Origin of the sequence: Stenotrophomonas sp. pho (assembly GCF_006228405.1) — a bacterium.
Taxonomy (GTDB): Bacteria; Pseudomonadota; Gammaproteobacteria; order Xanthomonadales; family Xanthomonadaceae; genus Stenotrophomonas; species Stenotrophomonas sepilia.
Map to the genome: position 1 here is coordinate 4535487 of NZ_CP029759.1, position 20078 is coordinate 4555564.

Sequence of the window (20078 nt, forward strand, 5' to 3'; positions counted from 1 at the left end):
GGCAAGTGTAGGCTGGCCGAGTCTCAGCTGCTGCGTCAGGACCATGCTCGCTCTGTACGGAAAGCCCACCTCCATCAACGTGCGCAAGGTGCTGTGGCTGTGCGCCGGCCTCGACCTGCCACTCCAACACGAGCCAGAACCACCGGCGGACCTGCTGGCCACGTTGAATCCGAACCGGCAGGTGCCGGTCCTGCGCGATGGCGGCTTCGTGCTGTGGGAATCGAACAGCATCTGCCGCTACCTGGCCGTACGTGCTGGCCGTGATGACCTGCTGCCCGGCACGGCGCAGGGCCGCGCCCGGGTCGAGCAGTGGATGGACTGGCAGGCCAGCGACCTCAACAGCGCCTGGCGGCACGTGTTCATGGCGCGCGTGCGGCGGCACCCAGACTACCCGGACGATGCCCGCGCCGAGGCCAGCCTGGCGCAGTGGAACCACTTGATGGGCGTACTCGACACACAATTGGCCGGTGGCCACTGCCACGTGACGGGCAACGCCTTCACCCTGGCCGACATCGTGCTCGGGCTATCGGCCCAGCGCTGGCGCAGCACGCCCGGCAACAAGCCCGTGCTGCCACACCTCTCGGCGTGGTTCGAACGGCTGCGCGAGCAGCCCGGTTTCACCACCCACGTCGACAACGGCGTGGCCTGAGGCAGGGGTCAGATCCCTTTCCCTGGGGGGAAAGGGATCTGACCCCAAGGGGGCGCGGGAACCGCCGGTGTTACCAGCCTTCCAGCACGATCTTGCCCTTGGCGCGCTGGCTTTCCAGCAACGCGTGGGCGCGCCGCAGGTTGGCCGCGTCGATGCGCCCGAAGTGCTCGCCCAGGGTGGTGTGCAGCACGCCCGTATCGATCAGCTCGGCCACACGGTTCAACAGGTCGTGCTGGCGCTGCATGTCGGCGGTGCGGTACAGCGGCCGGGTGAACATCGACTCCCAATGCAGTGACAGTGCCTTGCGCTTGAGCGCCATCACGTCCACCTGGCCCGGGTCATCGATCAGCCCCAGTTGGCCCTGCGGTGCCAGCAGTTCCACGATCTGCGCGTAGTACTGGTCGGAGTGGGTCAGGCTGGCGACATGCTGCACCTCGCTGATGCCGAGCCGCGCCAGTCCCTCGGCCAGCGGCAGGCTGTGGTCGATCACGTGGTGTGCCCCCATTGCGTACGTCCAGTCCTGGGTATCCGGGCGCGAGGCGGTGCCGATCACGGTCAGCCTGGTCAGCTTCCGTGCCAGCTGCACCAGGATCGAACCGACACCACCGGCAGCACCGATCACCAGCAGGGTCTGGCCTTCGCCACCACCCTCCGGGATGCGCAGGCGGTCGAACAGCAGCTCCCAGGCGGTGATTGCAGTCAGTGGCAACGCTGCGGCGGCGGCATCGTCGAGACTGGCCGGCTTGCGCCCGACGCTGCGCTCATCCACCAGCTGGTACTGCGCATTGCTGCCCGGGCGGTCGATGACGCCGGCGTAGTAGACCGCGTCGCCGGGCTGGAACAGGGTCACCTCGCTGCCCACCGCATCAACAATGCCGACCGCATCCCAGCCCAGCACGCGCGGGCCATCGGTGGCCACGCCGCGGCGGACCTTGGTGTCGACCGGGTTCACCGCCACCGCGCGTACCGCCACGCGCAGGTCACGCGGGCCGGGCTGCGGCAGTTCCAGTTCAATGTCGATCAGGGCCTGGGCATCATCGATCGGCAGGCCGGCTTGGGTGTAGGCAATGGCGCGCATGGCAGCGGTCCAGTGGGGAAGGAGGCGACAGGTTGCGCCGCGCGCGGTCCCTCGGAAAGGCGCAGAATCGGGCAGCACTTTCACTCTGGCGATGAAGATGATCCGCTTCGACGATCTGCAGCTGTTCGTCCGTACTGCCGCACTGGGCAGCTTCTCGCAGGCGGCCCGCGAAGCCGACCTGCTGCCGGGGCAGGTTGCTGCGGCGGTGGCGCGGCTGGAACGCGAGCTGGACCTGCGCCTGTTCGTGCGCACCACGCGCAGCCTGCGCCTGACCGGCGAGGGGGCGCTGTACCTGCCGTATGCGCAGGAGGTGCTGGCCACCCTCCGCGAGGGCCAGGCGCGCGTTCAGGGCGAAGACGCCGAACTGCACGGCACCCTGCAGCTGTCGGCGCCGTCGGACTTCGGTCGAAATCTGCTGCTGCCCTGGCTGAGCGCCTTTCGCGCCGCGCACCCCCGGCTGCGCCTGCACCTGCGCCTGTCCGACGAAGTGGCCGACGTGTTCCGCGACCCGGTCGACGTGGCCATCCGCATCGGCCACTTCGACGACGCCAACTACGTCGCCCTGCCCCTGCTGGAAGGCAATCGGCGCGTACTCGCGGCGTCGCCCGACTATCTGCAGCGGCGCGGCACGCCCACGCGCCTGGACGATCTGCGCGAGCATCATTGCCTGGTCTACCAGCTCAGTGGCCGCGCCTATGATCGCTGGTCGTTCGAGGTCGACGGGCGCCGTAGCGTGATTCCGGTGCGCGGCCCGCTGGTCTGCGATGACGCCGATGTGGTGCGGCGCTGGGCGGTGGCCGGCGAAGGCATCACCTACAAATCCTGGCTGGACCTGCGCGAGGATGTGCTCGCAGGGCGCCTGCAGCTGCTGCTCGACGGCATCGGCAGCCACATACCGGTGCAGCTGGTCTGCCCGCACCGCAAGCAGTTCTCGCCGGCGGTGCGGCAGCTGCACGCGCAGCTGCGCCAGCACCTGCAACCTCTGCTGTCTGGCATGCCCGAGGGTCCTGCCGGCCCCCTGTCGCCGGTCCCGGCGCTGGCCGACAATGGCGGCCCCCCGTAAGAGAGAACGCCGCCATGCCGTGGATGGGCATCCAGGACCTGTGGACGTTTCTGGTCGCCGTGCTGGTGTTTCTCGCCCTGCCCGGCCCCGGTACCTTCACCCTGCTGACCGCCACCGGCCGTGGTGGCGTGCGCGGCGGCTACACCGCACTGGCCGGCCTGCTGGTCGGCGACCAGATCCTGATGTGGCTGGCGCTGGCCGGCGTGGCCGCGTTGCTCAAGGCCAACCCGCTGGTGTTCCACGCCGTGCAGTACCTGGGTGCGGCCTACCTGGTGTGGGTCGGCATCGGCCTGCTGCGCACACCGAAGCACGAGGGCGGTGATGCCGGCCCGATCCGCATGCAACCGGGCCGCTACTTCCAGCAGGCGATCCTGGTCAGCCTGCTCAACCCGAAGGCGATCCTGTTCTACATGGCCTTCCTGCCGTTGTTCATCGATCCCAAGGCACACCAGGGCATCGCCACCTTCGCGGCGCTGGCCGGCATCATCCTGGTGGTCAGCATCGCCTACTGTTCGATGCTGATCGGCGTGGGCAACCTGGCCCGTCGCCGGCTGATCCAGCACCCGCGGATCAGCGACGCGCTGCGCCGCGTGGCCGGCCTGTTCCTGGTGGGGTTCGGCATCCGGTTGGGGCTGAACGGATGAACGGGCGGCTGCCGCTGCTCGGCCTGGCCCTGCTGTTCGCCGGCACCGCCTCTGGCGCCACCGTACAGGACCATCGTTGCCTGACCGCGGTCGCAACGGCAGCATCCACCTGGAATGGCGCTGGCTGGAGGACGGACAGTCCGACGTGCGCTACGCCGGCCAGCGCAAGCGCCTGCCCCTGCGCCGGATCTCGATGCAAACCACGGTGCTGGCCGAAGATCGCCCGTACCAGTTTGACAGCGTCTGGGAAGAGCGCATCGATGGCCGCCTCAACGGCCGCTACCTGTTGAGCACCCAGGGCGCGCTGGTGCTGGATCTGCGATACGAAGGCGCCCGCGACGGCCACAGCACGACCTTCCACGACGACCCGAAGCTTGGCAGGAGGATGGCTGCCATTGGCCGCGATCACCCTGACCCTCGGTTTGCCCTGCCAGCTGGACGATCGTAGGACGAGTTCGATTTGTTGCTCACATTGTGCTGATTTCGTCATCATTGACGGCGTTCAGCCTCCATCAGCGACGCATCCAACCCGGGTATGACCCCCGTCAGTGGTAATGCTGCGCTGCGTTCGGTCACACTCGGGAACTTGTCGTTCTTAGTCACCCCTTCCGAGGCCTGCATGTCCCTGTTCCGGCGCAAGTCCCTAGATTCCGTCACCGTCCACGAAGCCGGCAGGCGCCTGATCCGACGCTCAGCTGGCCGCACCTGATCGCGCTGGGCATCGGCGCCATCGTCGGTACCGGCATCTATACGCTGATCGGCGTGGGTGCCAACCTGGCCGGCCCGGCCGTGCTGATCTCCTTCGCGATTGCCGGTGCGGTCTGCGCCTGCGCGGCACTGTCCTACGCCGAACTGTCGACGATGATGCCGGCCGCCGGCAGTGCCTACACCTACAGCTACAGCGCGCTGGGCGAGGTATTCGCCTGGGTTGTGGGCTGGAGCCTGATCCTGGAGTACTCGCTGGTGGTGAGTACGGTGGCGGTGGGCTGGTCAGGCTACTTCGTCGGCTTCCTCGAATGGGTCCATACCCAGTTCGGCTGGAATGTGCACCTGCCGGCCTGGCTGGCCGCCGGCCCGCACGTGGAAGGCGGCATGATCAACCTGCCGGCGATCATCATCACCTGGCTGGTGGCCGGCATGCTGATGGCCGGCACCAAGGAAAGCGCCACGCTCAACGCCATCCTGGTGGTGTTCAAGCTGATCGCGCTGGCCATCTTCGTCGCCGTGGCCCTGCCCGCCTTCGACAGCGCCAACCTGCAGCCGTTCATGCCGTACGGCTTTGCCAAATCGATGGGCCCCGACGGCGTCGAGCACGGCGTGATGGCGGCGGCAGCCATCATCTTCTTCGCCTTCTACGGCTTCGATGCGATCTCCACCGCCGCCGAGGAGACCAAGAACCCGGCCGCGACCTGTCGATCGGCATCATCGGTTCGATGATCGGCTGCACCATCGTCTACGTGCTGGTGGCGCTGGCGGCCGTCGGTGCGATGAGCTACGCGGTGTTCGGCCACAGCGCCGAGCCGCTGGCGCTGATCATGCGCCAGCTGGGCCATCCGACCGCGGCAATGGTGATCGGCGTGATCGCGATCATCGCCCTGCCGACGGTGCTGCTGGCCTTCCTGTACGGCCAGAGCCGCATCTTCTTTGTGATGAGCCGCGATGGCCTGCTGCCGCGTGGCCTGTCCAAGGTCAACGCACGCACCGGCACGCCGGTGGCGACCACACTGTTCACTGCGGTGGTGGTGTCGGCGCTGGCTGGTGTGGCGCGCCTGGACGAGATCGCGGCGCTGGCCAATGCCGGTACCCTGGCCGCGTTCACTGCGGTGGGCATCTGTCTGGTGGTGCTGCGCCTGCGCGAGCCGAACCGCGAGCGCACCTTCCGCACGCCGGTGGCTTTCGTGGTCGGCCCGCTGGCCGCACTGGGCTGCATCTACCTGTTCATCAGCCTGCCGCACACCACTCAGCTGTACTTCCTGCTGTGGAACGTGGTCGGCCTGGTGTTGTACTTCCTGTACAGCCGCCGCCACGCACTGATCGCGAAGTAACCGGCTCGCCGGTAGTGCCGGCCGCTGGCCGGCACCTCGCATCCTGTTGATACGAGCAATGCCGGCCAGCGGCCGGCACTACCGCAGGGCGTTTCAACCGCGCTGCTTTGCGGCGTAATCCTGCGCCTGGCGCATCACCCGCAGCAGGTTGCCGCCCCAGATGCCGGCAATCTGCTTCTGGGTATAGCCCTTGCGCAGCAGCCACGCGGTGATCTTCGGCAGCTGGCTGACATCGGGCAGGTCACTCAGTCCGCCACCCCCATCCCAGTCCAGGCCGATGCCCACGTGCTCGGGGCCGACCACCGTGAGGATGTGCTCGAAGTGGGCGAAGAAGTCGTCCAGGCTGGCGTGGCGAACCGGATGCTCATGGTCCAGCGCCTGTTCGGCCTTCAGCAGGGCAACGCCCTGTTCGATGCCCATGCCTTCCCAGCCGCCCAGCTGCTTGCTCAGCGCTTCCTCGGCCTGCTTGCGCTCGGGCGTCTTTGCGGTGTCGATCAGGTAGCCGCCATAGGCGTTCACCTGGATCACGCCGCCGGCCTTGGCCAGCCTGCGCAGCCGCGCGTCGTCAAGATTGCGCGGATGGTCGTAGACCGCCTTGGCCGAGCTGTGCGACAGCACGAACGGCACCGGCATCATCGCCAGCAGATCGTCGAACACCGCATCCGAGGCATGTGACTGGTCGATCACGATGCCCAGCTTGACCGCCTGCCGCACCAGCTCCTTGCCGGCCGGGCTAAGTCCTTTCCATTCCGCGCCCTTGGGATCGGTGGCCGAATCGGCGAACTCGTTGTTGGCGAAGTGCACGGTGCTGAGCAGGCGCAGGCCGGCGCGGTGATAGAACGACAGCAGGCTGGGGTCGGCCACCAGCGGGCTGGCGTTTTCCATGCTGATGTAGACCACGCGCTTGCCGGCAGCCTTGATCCGCGCTGCGTCATCGGCGGTCAGCGCCAGCGCGAAGCGCTCGGGATTGGCCGCCAGCATCTCGCGGATCTGCATCAATCGCTGCAGCCCATGGTCACGCTCGGCCAGATGCGCGGCGGCGCTGCGGTCGCCCTGATCGGTGTAGATCGCCCAGAAGCCGCCATCCAGCGCGCCTTCGACCATGCGTGGATAATCCACCTGCGAAAGGGCGTTGCGGTCGTGGCGCTGCTCGATGTCAAAACCGGCTCGGCCGAAATTGGCCGGTGTATCGAGGTGGCTGTCGAGGGTGACCAGGCGCTGCTGCAGCGCCTTGGCACGGGCCAGTTCCTGCGCGCTGAACTCGATGGCGTGGGCGGTCAGCGGCGCGCACAGCGCCAGGGCGAGCACGACGGACAGATGGCGCAACGAAGGCATGGGCTCTCACCGGCATGGGGAAGAGCCCGACCATAGCGCCGTGGCCGCGCATTGGGTAGCGCCGGGCCACGCCCGGCGGATCTTGAGGCTGTCAGGCAGATCAGCCGAGCATGGGCTCGGCTCTACAGCGTCCTGCGGTCAATCCACTACGCGGCAGAACACGGCCTTGAGGTAACGCGATTCCTGCACGTGGGCCATGAACGGATGGTCCGGACCAGCGCCGGCCACCTTCAGGATTTGGATCGTGCGGCCGGAGAAATAGGCCGCGCGGCGCAGCATGTCGAGGAACTGGTCCTCGGCCACCAGGCCGGTGCAGGAGAAGGTGGCGAACAGGCCGCCCGGCTTGACCACGCCCAGCGCCAGCTTGTTCATGTCCAGGTACTTCTTCAGTGCGGTGATGACCTGGTCGCGGTCGCGGGTCATCTTCGCCGGGTCCAGGATCACCACGTCGTACTGCTCACCGCGGTTGGCGGCGTCGCGCAGCCACGGGAAGATATCGGACTGGATGAACTTCGGACGCACGTTGTTCAGGCGCGAATTGCCCTTGGCGATCTGGATCACGTCCTCGTCGATGTCGATGCCGATCACTTCCGAAGCACCACGCGCCGCCGCGTACACGGCAAAACCGCCGGTGTTGCAGCACAGGTCGAGCACGCTCTTGCCTTCCACCTGCTGGCTCAGCCACTCGCGGTTCTCGCGCTGGTCGGCGAAGAAACCGGTCTTGTGCGCACCGGCCGGGTCGGCGCGGAACTTGATGCCGTACTCGGTGATCACCGACGCTTCGGTGGTGGTGTTGCCGTGGAAGTCGAAGCTTTCCTGCTTCTGCACGTGCTCGTCGGCGAAGCTGTGGAAGCGGCAGCCGGGGAACTGCTCGCGCAGCGCATCGTAGATCCATTCGCGGTGGCGGAACATGCCGGCGGCGAAGAACTCGACCACCACGAGGTCGCCGTAGCGGTCCACCACCAGGCCGGACAGGCCGTCGCCTTCACTGTGCACGACGCGCCAGGCATCGGACACCGCATCGAGCTTGAGTACCTCACGGCGCAGCGACACTGCCTGGGCGATCTTGCGCGAGAACCAGCCGGCATCCACCGGTACGTTCTGGTCGGTTTCAAGGATGCGCACGGCAATGCGCGAGTGCCCGTTGTAGAACCCGCGGCCAATGAACTCGCCATCGATGCCGACCACGTCGACGATGGAACCGGGCTTGGGCCGGACGGTCGGCTTCTCGACCAGTTTCTGGAAGATCCACGGGTGGCTGGAGCGCCACGCATTCTTGAGGCGGACAATCGGAAGGGGGTATTCATCCACCCATTGTAAACCGGGCGCCGGGGTCGGATCCCCGCAGGGGCTCTGACCCCAGTGTGGCGACGATGAGGTCGGAGCCCCTTTGGGGATCCGACCCCTGGCCTCCCCATTTGACGGCGGCGGGGCCAGACGGCAGAATCGGCGCCAGAAGGGGAGTAGCTCCCAGACGTTGTCGCCGTCATTTCGAGCCCGCAGGCTCCGGTGCAACGGCAGTTCCAGCCGACTGGAACTGCGAGCGAGACCTTCGCCGTACTGGCGAAGCTCTGTCCCTGGATCCCCTCCCGATCCTCCGTTGCAGATCCTCGCCGTCCGGCCTGGCATTCATCTTTCCAACGGACATTCCCAATGCAGACGATCGGTAACGTGTGGTTGTGGGGCGGCTTCGCAGCGGTGGTGGTCATCGCCCTGCTGGTCGACCTCGTGTTGATGCGCCATGGTGGACCGCACAAGGTCACCTTCAAGGAGGCCCTGTGGTGGTCCATCGGCTGGGTCGCGCTGGCCCTGCTGTTCAACGCCGGCCTCTGGTACTACCTGAATGAGACCGCCGGCCAGGTCGTGGCCAACAAGGTCGGCCTCGAGTTCCTGACCGGCTACCTGGTCGAGAAGGCGCTGGCGGTCGACAACATCTTTGTCTTCCTGATGATCATGAGCTACTTCGTGGTGCCGGAAGAGCAGCGCCAGAAGGTGCTGATCATCGGCATCCTGGTGCGATCGTGCTACGTACGATCATGATCTTCGCCGGTAGCGTGCTGATCAGCCAGTTCCATTGGCTGCTCTACGTGTTCGGTGCCTTCCTGCTGTTCACCGGCTGGAAGATGTGGTTCGCCGCCGGCCAGGAGCCGGACCTGGAGACCAATCCGGCCTGCGCTGGATGCGCAAGCACCTGCGCCTGCTGCCGGACTACGCCGGCAACGCGCTGAGCGTGAAGCGTGATGGCGTGCGCTGGTTCACCCCGCTGTTCGCGGTGCTGATCCTGATTGCGGTCACCGACGTGATCTTCGCCGTGGACAGCATCCCGGCAATCTTCGCGATCACCACCGACCCGTTCATCGTGCTCACCTCCAACGTGTTCGCGGTGCTGGGCCTGCGCGCGATGTTCTTCCTGCTGGCCGGCATGGCCGACCGCTTCCACCTGCTGCCGTACGGCCTGGCGCTGGTACTGGGCTTCATCGGCATCAAGATGATGATCATCGATCTGTTCAAGATCCCGACCCCGGTCTCGCTGGGCGTGGTCGCGGTGATCATCGCCGCCACCGTGGTGCTGAGCCTGAAGTACCCGCCGAAGGAAGGCGAAGGCCAGGCCTGAGCCTGACCCGTTGAACGGTGCGGCCGGTGGGATTGTCCCGCCGGCCGCCTCCACTCTCCCGTTACGGTGGCCTTGGTTTCGCGCCAGTCACCGCCATTGCTGAGGTATGGACAACAACGCGCCCCTGCCCGCCGGCGACGTGCCGCCCCCCCGCAATGATCGCTCGCGCATCCTGCGGGCGTTCAATGTCAGCCTGGCCGCCGTGCTGGTGCTGGTGGCCGTGTTCGCCCTGCAGGGCACGTTCGACTGGCGACCGTGGGCGGTCGCACCGCTGGAAGCCAAGGGCCTGCTCGGCCTGATCGGCGGCCCGATGCTGCATGCCTCGGTCGAGCATATCGCCGCCAACAGCATCGCCATCCTGATCCTCGGCACGCTCGCCGGCAGCGTGTATCCGAAGGCCACCGTACGCGCGCTGCCCCTGCTGTGGCTGGGTTCGGGCCTCGGCGCGTGGATGCTGGGCAATCCGGGCAGCGTGCACCTGGGCGCCAGTGGCGTGACCCACGGCCTGATGTTCCTGCTGGCCAGCCTCGGCCTGCTGCGCCGCGACCGTGCGGCGATCGCCACCGGTCTGATCGGCATGCTGTTCTACGGCGGCATGCTGATGACCATCCTGCCGCACGCCGATGGTGTGTCCTGGCAGTCGCACATGGGCGGCGCCTTCGCCGGCATCATCGCCGCGCTGCTGTTCCGCAACGCCGACCCACTGCCACCGCGCCAGCGCTACAGCTGGGAAGACGAAGAAGACGAGGCCGAGCCGCTGTCCGACGACGAACTGGAGCCGCCGTCACCGCAGCGCGTTCCGGTATTGTGGCAGCCGCGCGAGGGCCAGGACTACGTGGTGATCCCGTTCCGCCGCCCGGACGAACCGCGCGGTTGAGGTGAGGGTGGTACCGGCCGCTGGCCGGCAACCTCATGAACCTTCGTTGGCAATCCTTGCGTTGCCGGCCAGCGGCCGGCACTACCAGGAGAATCAGTTCCCCGCCGCGCCCATCCCATCCACCGCCTGCCTGCCCAGTGCCGGGTCGTCGGTGAAGAAGGCATCGATGCCCGTCGCCAGGTAAGCCCGCATCTCGGCGATCGATCCCTCGGCATTGCGCGCGCTGTCGGCAGCCTGGCGCAGGTTGCTGGGCTGGAAGTGGTTTTCCGGGCGGAAGGTGTACGGAATCACCATCAGGCCAGCGGCATGCGCGTCACGTACCAGCGAGGTCGGCGTGCCCAGCGCGCCCTTGGCATCCAGTGGAATGATCGAACGCAGCTCGGGGCCGATACCATCGGCGTAGCCGGCAATGTCCTTCAGGCCGGCCGGGGTCATCATCTGCGCATAGGTCAGCGCGCCGCCGGCCTTGACGATGTCGGCCGGCTGGGTATCGCCCTTCCACAGCAGCTGCAGCAGCCGGATGTTGCTGCCCCGGCCGATCCTCCCGCGCAGGTAGCGCAGGTTGGCGGTCTCGAATGACTGGATGGTGACCGGCCCGACATTGGTGTACGCGTTGCCACGCAGTGCGGCCAGCAGCTTGTCTTCCATCGGCAGGCCGATGGACTGGAAGTAGGTCGGGTGCTTGATCTCCGGCACCAGGCCGATGCCGCGGTTGGCACGCCCGGCCTGCTGCACCAGGAAGGCCAGGATCTCGTCCAGGCTGGCGATGCGGAACTGGCCGTCGTAGGCAGTACTGCGCAGCTCCGGCAGGCGCTCACGCGCGTACAGGGTCTTCAGCTCGGCCAGGGTGAAGTCTTCGGTGAACCAGCCGTCGACCTTCTGACCGTCGATCACCTTGCTCGTGCGGCGGCTGGCGAACTCCGGATGCGAGGCGACGTCGGTGGTGCCGCCGATCTCGTTCTCGTGGCGGGCCACCATCACCCCGTCCCTGGTCATCACCAGGTCCGGTTCGATGTAGTCGGCGCCATCGGCGATCGCCTGCGCGTACGACGCCAGGGTGTGCTCGGGCAGCAGTGCGCTTGCGCCGCGATGACCATAGACCGACACCTTGGGTGCGGCCGGGGTGGAGGATTCAGCACTCATGGCCACCGATGGTGCCACGGCCAGCGACAACAGCAACGCACAACCCCACGACTTCACTGCGACTTCCCCAAGCGGTATGTGATGGCTGTCAGTATGCGGCGGCAATATGACAGGTGGGGGAAGGGGGGAGCGGATGCCGGCAGGGGCTCCGATCTGACCGCCGCCACTCTTCAAACAATTCTGATTGAAGCGCTATATGGCCCGCGACTAGCCTCGAATGACCAAAAGCGGGTTGTCAGGGGCAGATCATGGAACAACCGATGTACATGCCGATCCTCAAATGGCGACAGGGTGAGTATCTCGCGGTGGGTCGTACCAACGAAGGAATCAAGGATGGGATCTATCCTCTGTTCGAGATCCCTATCGAGCAGTGGGACTTCGAGAACGATGCGCCGGCCAAGTCACTCGATGACCACCTGAAGAATGTGGGCAGACGTCTGAGCAGTAACTGGAAGTCGCGCCGCTGCCTGTTTGATTCGCCCTATCTTGCTGGGGACGACACCATGGCGGACGGCCAGCATCATCTGGAGCGGATCTTCGACCTCATTCGCACCGCGGGATGCGAGGCCATTCCCGTTACCGGCATTGACCGGCACGTCGACTACCAACAGGCGGTGGCACGCATTGTCGCACGCGATGATCGTGGCTGCGGATTGCGGCTCGTACCGGATGATCTTGAAGGAGGACGCCTTGCTCGGATCTCCGGGCTGCTGAGACTGTTGGGAGTGGTATCTGGTCAGGTGGATCTGATCCTCGATAGCTCGGCCGACGTCGCCGACTCACCCACGCTGCAGGCATCGACTTGGCAGGCATGGATTGCGGCGGTTCCGGATCTGGCCGACTGGAGATCAATCACCATCGTAGGAGGCAGTTTTCCTGCCAGTCTGAGCCCCTCTTCGAGCTATCGCCCACATGGCGATGTGAATCGCCGGGAATGGCGCGCGTACACGCGGCTAGCCGGCATGCATTCTGGACGGATGCCGTGGTTTGGTGACTATGGCTGCGCTTCCCCGCAGACGGAACTGATGGATCCGCGCCTGTTCGACCCCAACGCCAAGATCAAGTACACGATCGATGATCAGTGGCGGATTGTTGTGGGTACCCAGATCAAGCGCAATGGCCGCGACCAGTACCGTGATCTGTGCAGGCACCTGGTCTCCGATCTGCCGGTGGTCTTCATGGGCGCGGCTACAGCTGGGGCGATGCGTACATCGAAGACTGCGCAAACAGTGTCACCAGTACCGGGGGAAGCTCGACCTGGCCAACGGTGGCGACCAACCACCATATGACTAAGGTTGTTCGCGACCTCGCCAGTCTGACCGGCGCTTCAACTGTTCCCTGACCAGCGCACGGATTTCCGCAAGACTGTAGAGCTCCGACAGTCGTTCGCATAGCGTTGCGCGGTTGCCGCGCAGCGCTGATCTTTCCGGCGTCCGCCCACCGATCAGAGCAGAAAGTTCATCGCGCCATAGGAGTGCTGCGACGGCCGTCGCGCTCACTGATGGATTGAGTTTTGCAGGCCGCACTAGTTCTAGCCTCACTGCGTTGCGCGCTCCACGTGATGCCAGCCTGACCCCCCACCAAGCAGGCAACGTCTCCAATGCATGGTCCAGGTGGCGCTGACCCACCACGATCGTCGCCTTGTCGAGGACATCGGAGTAGAACTGCTGCTGCAACGGGAGTCTCCGCAGCGTGTCGACATCACTCTTGATCTCGTAGCCGTGCAGGTGGCCATTGATGACACATACATCGACACGGCAGGCGCCGCGCGCAAGCCCCATTTCCTCCACCACAAGCGTGTTTGGATTTGCGACATGCTCAGCAATGACCTTGCCCAGCAGAGCTGATCGCACGTCACTGTCGGTAATCGGGTTCATGGCGGGATGATATCAAGGAGGTGTCGCGCACAGGTTTGAAACCCATTGCCGCCAGTCATGGGTAAGCTAGACGATCAGAGCGTCTTCGGGGATGTGACCCCGTGTTACTTGCCGATGCAGAAACTGGAGAAGATCCTTCCCAGCAGATCATCGGCACTCATCTGCCCGGTGATCTCACCCAGCGCATCATGCGCCAGCCGCAATTCCTCGGCGGCCAGCTCCAGGTGCTCGTGCGCCAGCTCGCCATCGGCGCGCTGCGCGTGTTCCTGCGCTCGCTCGATGGCATGCACATGGCGCGTGCGCGCGGAGAACTCGCCATCCACCTGCTCCCCTGCCCCGGCCGAGGCAATCGAACGCAGGCGCGCATGCAGGTCGTCCAGCCCGGCGCCGGTGGCGGCCGAAACGAACACGCGGTCCGGGTCGTCCAGCGCCGGCAGCACACCGAGCAGGTCCGATTTGTTGTGGATGTAGATCTTGTGCGGCACTGCTGCCACGGCGTCACCCAACGCCGCCTGCCCGGCCGCCGGATCGCGCGCATCCAGCACGATCAGCGCCAGGTCGGTGCGCTCGATTTCCACGTGCGCGCGGCGCATGCCTTCGCGTTCGATGGCATCGCCGCCGTCGCGCAGGCCGGCGGTGTCGACCAGGGTCAGCTCCAGGCCATCCAGGCGGATGGTCTCGCGCAACGTGTCGCGGGTGGTGCCGGCGATGTCGGTAACGATGGCGCGTTCGCTGCCGGCCAGCGCGTTCAGCAGTGAGCTCTTGCCGGCATTCGGCGGACCGATCAGCACGGCATGCAGGCCATCGCGCAGGCGGCGGCCACGTTCGGCGTCGCGGCGCAGCAGGGCGAGATCACTGCGCGCCTGTTCCAGGCCACGCCGCACCTGCGCGCCACCGAGGGTATCCAGCGGTTCGTCGGCGAAGTCGATGGCTGCTTCCACGTGGATGCGCAGCAGCACCAACTGCTCGACCACGGCGTCGATGCGCCGCGAGAACACACCATCCAGCGAACGTCGCGCGGCGCGTGCGGCGCGGTTGTCGCCGGCCGCGATCAGGTCGGCGATGGCCTCGGCCTGGGCCAGGTCGAGCTTGCCGTTGAGGAACGCGCGTTCGCTGAACTCACCCGGCCGCGCCTGGCGCGCACCGAGCGCAATGCAGCGCGCGACCAGTTGCTGCAGCAGGACCGGGCTGCCGTGCCCCTGCAGTTCCACCACCTCTTCGCCTGTGAAGCTGTTCGGCGCCGGGAACCACAGCGCGATGCCATCGTCGATGACCTCGCCATCAGCGTCGCGCAGGCGTGCGTAGTGCGCATGGCGGGGCGCAATGCAGGCGCACCCAACGCGTTGGCGATGGCCGCTGCGCGCGGACCGGACAGGCGCAGCAGGCCGACACCGCCCGCGCCGGGGGCACTGGCGATGGCCACGATGGTATCGGTGCGGATTGCATCATTCATGGCTCAGAGTTTCTCCAGCTGCGCGCGTGCCTGCGCGGCACCACTGCCCTGCGGCTGCAGCGCCAGGTAGGTCGTGTAGGCCTGCTTCGCCTTGGCCTTGTCGCCGGCGTTGAAGTAGGCATCGCCCAGGTTGAGATAGGCCACCGCACGCGACGGATCGATCTTGAGCGTGTTCTCCAGCCAGCGTGCGGCTTCAGCGTAGCGCTGCTGACGGTAGTAGACGAAGCCGAGGTTGTTGGCGGCCTGGGCAAAGTCCGGACGCAGCTTCAGCGCTTCGGTGAACTGCGCGGCTGCCTCGTCGTACTGCTTCTCGCGGTACAGCTGCAGGCCACGGTCGTTGGCCTGCTGCGCGCGCTGGCGGTCGGACGCCGGTCCGGCGGAGGGCACTACCAGCTTGGCCTTGCCGCCCTGCAGGTCAGCCACCGTCACCGGTGCCTGGCTGCCCTTGGCCTCGCTGGCGGCCTCCACCTTGTTGTTCAGCGCGATCGCATCGGCGGTCAGCTGGCGCGTATCGGCATTGAGGAATTCCTGGCTGTCCGGCACCTGGAACACGAACTCGCCGCCTTGCGAACCGGGCAGGCTGCCGAAGGCCGGGGTCTGGTGCGAGACCGCCGATACGGCCGGCGCCACGTAGGCGGCCAGCTCGGTACCGGTGATCAGGCCGTCGCCGTTGAGGTCACCCTTGCCAGCCAGCGCCTGCAGCAGCACCCAGGTGAACACCGAGTGGCCGTTGGGGCCGGCATCGGCCACCTGCTGGTCGGCGCCGCCGGCGGTCAGCATCTGCCGCGCGCTGCGACGTGCGTTCTCGCGCAGGAACGACGACGACGACGGGCCGCCACGGGTCAGGCCCAGGCCGCTGTAGCAGGCATCCATCACGAACAACACATGCTTGGCCTGCATGCTTTCGGCGATGTTCTGGATGTCGGTCATCGCAATCGCGTCGGTGGCGAATTCCTTCGGATCAGAATCGACCGGGATGATGTAGCCGAGGTCGCGCCCGGAGGCGAGCTGGCGGGTCGCGCCGTGGCCAGCGAAGAATACGAACACGCGGTCGTTCTTCCCGGTGCGATCGTCAGCCAGGCGGTCGTGGAAGGCCGCGAGGATGTTGTTGCGCGTGGCCTGCTCGTTCTTCAGCACGATCACCTGCGAGGACGGGAAGCGGAACTGCCCGGTCAGGGTATCGGCCACCGCCTGCGCATCATGGCTGGCGTATTCCAGCTTCGGCCACTTGGCGTAGTTGTCGATGCCGACCACGATCGCCCACGACTTCTCGTAGCCGGTGGTGACGGTGGCGGCAGCGGCATCACCCTTGCGCGCACGGGCCACGGTGAAGTCGCGGCCGTTCCAGCCGGCAAACTGGTAACCCTCGGCGATCAGCCGGTCGAGGATCTGCGGCAGCGCCTTCACTGCGCGATCGTGGATGTCATGGAACAGGATGATGCCGCGCTGCTCCTTGTTCACCTGGTCGAGTACGCGCTGCACGATCGATTCCGGCACCGGGTCAGCCCAGTCCATCGAGTCGATGTTCCACATGATCGACTTCAGCCCGGCTTCGTTGAGCAGCTGCAGGCCTTCGGCATTGCGCGCGCCGTACGGGAAGCGGAACAGCGGCGCGCGCTTGCTGTCGACATCCTTCAGCAGCGTGTCGGTGTCCAGCACCTGCTGGCGCAGGGCGTCGCCGGTGGTGCGCGACAGCTGGGCGTGGGTCAGGCTGTGGTTGCCGACCGCATAGCCCTGTTCCATCAGGTTGCGGCTGATCTTCGCCATCGGGCCGAGGCTGACCTTGCCATCGGCCTCGACCTTGCCCAGGTTGCGGCCCACTTCGAAGAACACGCCCGGCACGTCGTAACGCTTGAGGATGGCCACCACTTCATCGGTGTAGGCCTTGTGCGGACCGTCGTCGAAGGTCAGCACCACGGTCTTGGCCGGCAGGTCTCGGCCGAAGATCTCGCGGTCACTGTCCTTCATCGACATCGGATACGGCTCGATCACCCCGTAGTCGCGCAGGATCGCTTCACGGCTGTAGTCCTTGTGCAGGTGGGCGATGTAGTCGTCCCACTTCTCGCGCTTCAGTTCGATGGCGCGGGTGCGCTCGAAGCGGCTGAAGATGCGGGTCAGTTCCTGGTTGTAGTTGCGCTCGATCTCATCGAGCGCTTCCAGATCCTCACCGATGCGCTGGTGCAGCTTCACCGCCGGCAGCGAGGAATCGGTGCCGACCCGCTCATGCAGGTCACGCAGCACTTCACGGAAGGCCAGGCGATCGGCGTCGAACAGTTCCGGCGCAGACTCGATGTAGTCCAGCACCGTGCCGAGAGTGGCAAAGCGCTGCGGGCTGGAACCGCGCAGCAGGGTGTCGAACTGCGCGGCGATGGTCGTTCGCTGTTCCAGGCCATCGTGGAACAGCTGCTGTCCCACACGCGTGGAGGTGCCGCGGTCGGCGGTCGACTGCGGCTCCTCGTCGGCCAGCAGCACGATGATCCGGCGGTAGCCATCGAGCTGCTTCTGCAGCGCCGCCAGCAACGGCGAAGCGGCAGGATCGGCGGCGGCCGCAGCCTGCGCGCTCGCCTGGGTGACGGTGGTCGCCGGCGCCTTCGCGTCCTTGTCGCCGCAGCCGGCAACAACCAGGGTCAACAACAGCGAGGGCAGGAACAGGCGGAACGACGACGCACGCGGCATGGCGGACTCGAAGGTGGGAGGAACGGTGTGCCGGCGATTCTACCGCCGCATGCGAAAAGCCCGCCTTGCGGCGGGCTTCTGCTGGGGTCAGCCGGCCAGCGGCCGGCTCTACCGATTACTTCTTTTTGACCGGGGCCGGAGTGGTGGTGGCCGGGACCGGCTCGCCGCCATGGCGCTTGGTCATCCACCACTGCTGCAGCAGGCCCAGGCCGCCGTTGACCACCCAGTACAGGACCAGGCCGGACGGCATGAAGGCCATCATGACGCCGAACACCAGCGGCATGAACTGCATCATCTTCTGCTGCATCGGGTCCATGCCCGGTGCCGGGGTCAGCTTCTGGGTGAACCACATCACCGCCACGTTGATCACCGGCAGGATGAAGTACGGGTCGCGTGCAGTGAGGTCCTGGATCCAGCCGAACCAGGGCGCCTGGCGCAGTTCGACCGATTCCACCAGCACCCAGTACAGGGCGAAGAAGATCGGCATCTGGATGAGGATCGGCAGGCAGCCGCCCATCGGATTGATCTTTTCCTTCTTGTACAGCTCCATCATCGCGGTCTGGAACTTCTGGCGGTCATCGCCATAGCGTTCCTTCAGCTGCGCGATGCGCGGCTGGAAGCGACGCATCTTGGCACCGCTCTTGTACTGGGTCGCCGACAGCGGGTACAGCACCAGCTTCAGCAGCACCACCAGGCCGACGATCGCCCAGCCCCAGTTGCCGACCAGCTTGTGCACCTGGTTCAGCACCCAGAACAGGCCCTGGCCGATCACCGCCATCATCGAGAAGCGGCTGTAGTCGACCACGCGGTCCAGGCCCGGCACGTCTTCCTTGGCAATCAGGTTGACCAGCTTCGGGCCGACCCACAGGCGGGCTTCGGTGCTGGTGGACTGGCCCGGGGCCACGGTGAAGGCCGGGCCACGCGCTTCGATCAGGTCACGACCGGCCACCTGCGACAGTACGTAGTGTGCGGTCTGGTCCTTCTGCGGGATCCAGGCGGTGAAGAAGTGGTGCTGCAGCATCGCCAGCCAGCCGCCGGTGATGTTCTGGTTGAGCGTGCCGTCTTCCAGGTAGTCCTTGAACGCACGACGCTGGTACTTCTTGTCGTTGTCGTACCAGGTGGCACCGTTGAAGCTGAAGGAGTCCGGGTTGGTCATGCTCCGCGACAGGATGGTCGGGGTGCGGTCCAGGGTGCGGTAGACGTAGCCGTTCCACGGCGCGGCGCCGGCATTGCTGACTTCGTCCTTGAAGCGCACGGCGTACTCGTTGCGCGAGACAGTCAGGGTGCGCTTGATGGTCACGCCGTTGTCGGCAGTCCACACGAACGGGATCTGCAGCTCGTTCTGGCCCTTGGCCAGCACGAAGTCCTTGGTGTCACCGACCAGCTTGAAGCCGTCGGCGCCGGGAACCGGGGTGTTCTTGTCTTCGCTGGCCCAGCCACTGATCGCGCTGTACGGATGCGCGGGGTCTTCGGTCAGCAGGCGAACCGGCGGGCTGCCTTCGTCCTTGGTCTGCGGGAACTGCAGCAGCTCGGCGTCGAGCACGCGGCCACCATCAAGCACCAGGCGCAGCACGTCCGTGGTGACGGTCACGCGCTGGCTGGCCGGGTGGCACTGGCCTGCGCCTGCACAGCGGCCTGGCCCGGGGCGCCCGGGACCTGTGCACTGGGAATGCTGCCCGAGGCAGCGCCCGGAACACTCTGTACGGCAGCCGGGGCCGACGTGGTCGTCGGTGGCGGGGTCGGAGCAGCCTTTTCACGGCTCCACTCCATCCACAGCAGCACGGCCACCATCAGCCAGGCAAAAATGAGGAATACGCGGGTCTGGTTCATCAGCGGACAGGCTCGGCGGGGCCGGGACGCGATGCCGGCTCGGTCAAAGAAGGAGTTGCGATGCCATCAGGCGGCGGCATTGTGCCGTCCACGCCCGGCGCGGGCAATGCACGCAGGCGACGCAGCAGGCGCAGGAAGGCCTGGCGGATCTCGTCGTTGCTGGCGGAACGCGCAGCACTACGGGCCACGACGACGAAGTCGCCTGGCTGGATATCGGTACGTGTCTGACGCAGGATGTCGCGCAGGACGCGCTTGATCCGGTTACGCCCAACGGCGTTCGGATCGACCTTGCGGGAAACCGCCAGACCCAGCCTGGCCGGCCGGTCAGCCGGCAGCCAGTGCAGGGTCATCAGCGGATCGGACACACGGCGGGCGCCGTTGAAGACCGTTGAGTATTCGGCACGCGTGCGAACCCGCGCAGAGCGAGGGAATCGCTTGCGCGGGTCTGCAGTATTCACTGTCGAAGGGATTGCGTCTGCCGCAGGGTGCGGCATGGCAATCAGGCGCTCAGGACTTTGCGGCCCTTGGCGCGGCGACGCGACAGGATCTTGCGGCCGTCAGCGGTCTTCATACGGGCACGGAAGCCGTGGTCGCGCTTACGCTTGAGGTTGCTGGGCTGGTAGGTGCGCTTCGTGGCCATTGGGGGCCTCTCGTATGAATGGGACGGAAAGAACCGGAAATTCTAGAGAGGTCTCCCCCCTCACGTCAACCCCTGGGGACTACGCGAATTCACCGGGCTGTGCAATAGCTGTGGATGTTTTTGTGAATAAGTAGGGGACAAGCATTCCGAAGGC

13 protein-coding genes and 5 pseudogenes are annotated in these 20078 nt (G+C 66.1%); 8 read left to right on the top strand and 10 right to left on the bottom strand.

The window, feature by feature from the left end; genetic code table 11:
- Window positions 1-43: 43 nt before the first annotated feature.
- The gene (locus tag DL544_RS21115) at window positions 44-649 is read left to right on the top strand and encodes a glutathione S-transferase family protein (RefSeq protein ID WP_139728032.1); all 606 of its coding nucleotides are present in this window, start codon (window positions 44-46) and stop codon (window positions 647-649) included.
- Window positions 650-719: 70 nt separating this feature from the next.
- Here DL544_RS21115 and DL544_RS21120 read toward each other — a convergent pair whose 3' ends face one another.
- Window positions 720-1727, bottom strand: a complete 1008-nt coding sequence (locus DL544_RS21120; RefSeq protein WP_111126914.1) for a zinc-binding alcohol dehydrogenase family protein — start codon at window positions 1725-1727, stop codon at window positions 720-722.
- Window positions 1728-1818: 91 nt separating this feature from the next.
- Between DL544_RS21120 and DL544_RS21125 the strand changes: the two genes are divergently transcribed.
- The 4 genes and pseudogenes from DL544_RS21125 to DL544_RS21140 all read left to right on the top strand — a co-directional run bounded on the left by DL544_RS21125 (window position 1819) and on the right by DL544_RS21140 (window position 5479).
- Window positions 1819-2790 (top strand): LysR family transcriptional regulator, encoded by a 972-nt coding sequence (locus tag DL544_RS21125; protein WP_139728034.1) that lies wholly within the window; start codon window positions 1819-1821, stop codon window positions 2788-2790.
- A gap of 14 nt (window positions 2791-2804) precedes the next feature.
- A complete protein-coding gene (leuE, locus tag DL544_RS21130) occupies window positions 2805-3434 on the top strand; it encodes a leucine efflux protein LeuE (RefSeq protein ID WP_049417162.1) in 630 nt (209 codons plus the stop codon).
- Window positions 3431-3848: pseudogene (locus DL544_RS21135) on the top strand (hypothetical protein). The gene leuE and the pseudogene DL544_RS21135 overlap by 4 nt, the downstream one beginning before the upstream one ends.
- A 205-nt stretch (window positions 3849-4053) precedes the next feature.
- Window positions 4054-5479 (top strand): annotated as a pseudogene (locus DL544_RS21140) (amino acid permease).
- A gap of 93 nt (window positions 5480-5572) precedes the next feature.
- On the opposite strand, the gene DL544_RS21145 reads toward DL544_RS21140, so the two are convergent.
- Complete coding sequence (locus DL544_RS21145; protein ID WP_139728036.1) at window positions 5573-6814, bottom strand: dipeptidase; 1242 nt, start codon at window positions 6812-6814, stop codon at window positions 5573-5575.
- A gap of 138 nt (window positions 6815-6952) precedes the next feature.
- Window positions 6953-8125: a class I SAM-dependent rRNA methyltransferase gene (locus DL544_RS21150; protein ID WP_139728038.1), complete on the bottom strand. Its 1173-nt coding sequence runs from the start codon at window positions 8123-8125 to the stop codon at window positions 6953-6955.
- 342 nt (window positions 8126-8467) lie between these two features.
- Between DL544_RS21150 and DL544_RS21155 the strand changes: the two are divergent.
- Window positions 8468-9428: pseudogene (locus DL544_RS21155) on the top strand (TerC family protein).
- 106 nt (window positions 9429-9534) lie between these two features.
- The gene (locus tag DL544_RS21160; RefSeq protein WP_005421226.1) at window positions 9535-10305 is read left to right on the top strand and encodes a rhomboid family intramembrane serine protease; all 771 of its coding nucleotides are present in this window, start codon (window positions 9535-9537) and stop codon (window positions 10303-10305) included.
- Between the two features lie 93 nt (window positions 10306-10398).
- On the opposite strand, the gene DL544_RS21165 is transcribed toward DL544_RS21160, so the two are convergent.
- A complete protein-coding gene (locus DL544_RS21165) occupies window positions 10399-11505 on the bottom strand; it encodes a glycerophosphodiester phosphodiesterase (RefSeq protein WP_139728040.1) in 1107 nt (368 codons plus the stop codon).
- Between the two features lie 203 nt (window positions 11506-11708).
- Here DL544_RS21165 and DL544_RS21170 point away from each other — a divergent pair, with 203 nt between their 5' ends.
- Window positions 11709-12737 carry a beta family protein gene (locus tag DL544_RS21170; RefSeq protein WP_479692428.1) on the top strand — a complete coding sequence of 343 codons (1029 nt, stop codon included), beginning with the start codon at window positions 11709-11711 and terminating at the stop codon, window positions 12735-12737.
- Here DL544_RS21170 and DL544_RS21175 read toward each other — a convergent pair whose 3' ends face one another.
- The 6 genes and pseudogenes from DL544_RS21175 to rpmH all read right to left on the bottom strand — a co-directional run bounded on the left by DL544_RS21175 (window position 12738) and on the right by rpmH (window position 19924).
- A complete protein-coding gene (locus DL544_RS21175) occupies window positions 12738-13325 on the bottom strand; it encodes a sce7726 family protein (protein WP_080104375.1) in 588 nt (195 codons plus the stop codon). It abuts the gene before it with no gap.
- A gap of 104 nt (window positions 13326-13429) precedes the next feature.
- A pseudogene (gene mnmE / locus DL544_RS21180) lies at window positions 13430-14778 on the bottom strand (tRNA uridine-5-carboxymethylaminomethyl(34) synthesis GTPase MnmE).
- A gap of 3 nt (window positions 14779-14781) precedes the next feature.
- Entirely contained in the window at window positions 14782-17454 is a 2673-nt protein-coding gene (locus DL544_RS21185) for a polysaccharide deacetylase family protein (protein WP_139728042.1), read from the bottom strand.
- A gap of 115 nt (window positions 17455-17569) precedes the next feature.
- Window positions 17570-19284 (bottom strand): annotated as a pseudogene (gene yidC, locus DL544_RS21190) (membrane protein insertase YidC).
- The gene (gene rnpA, locus DL544_RS21195; RefSeq protein WP_072168770.1) at window positions 19284-19778 is read right to left on the bottom strand and encodes a ribonuclease P protein component; all 495 of its coding nucleotides are present in this window, start codon (window positions 19776-19778) and stop codon (window positions 19284-19286) included. The pseudogene yidC and the gene rnpA overlap by 1 nt, the downstream one beginning before the upstream one ends.
- Before the next feature lie 5 nt (window positions 19779-19783).
- Window positions 19784-19924: a 50S ribosomal protein L34 gene (gene rpmH / locus DL544_RS21200; RefSeq protein ID WP_005411729.1), complete on the bottom strand. Its 141-nt coding sequence runs from the start codon at window positions 19922-19924 to the stop codon at window positions 19784-19786.
- Window positions 19925-20078: the final 154 nt, after the last annotated feature.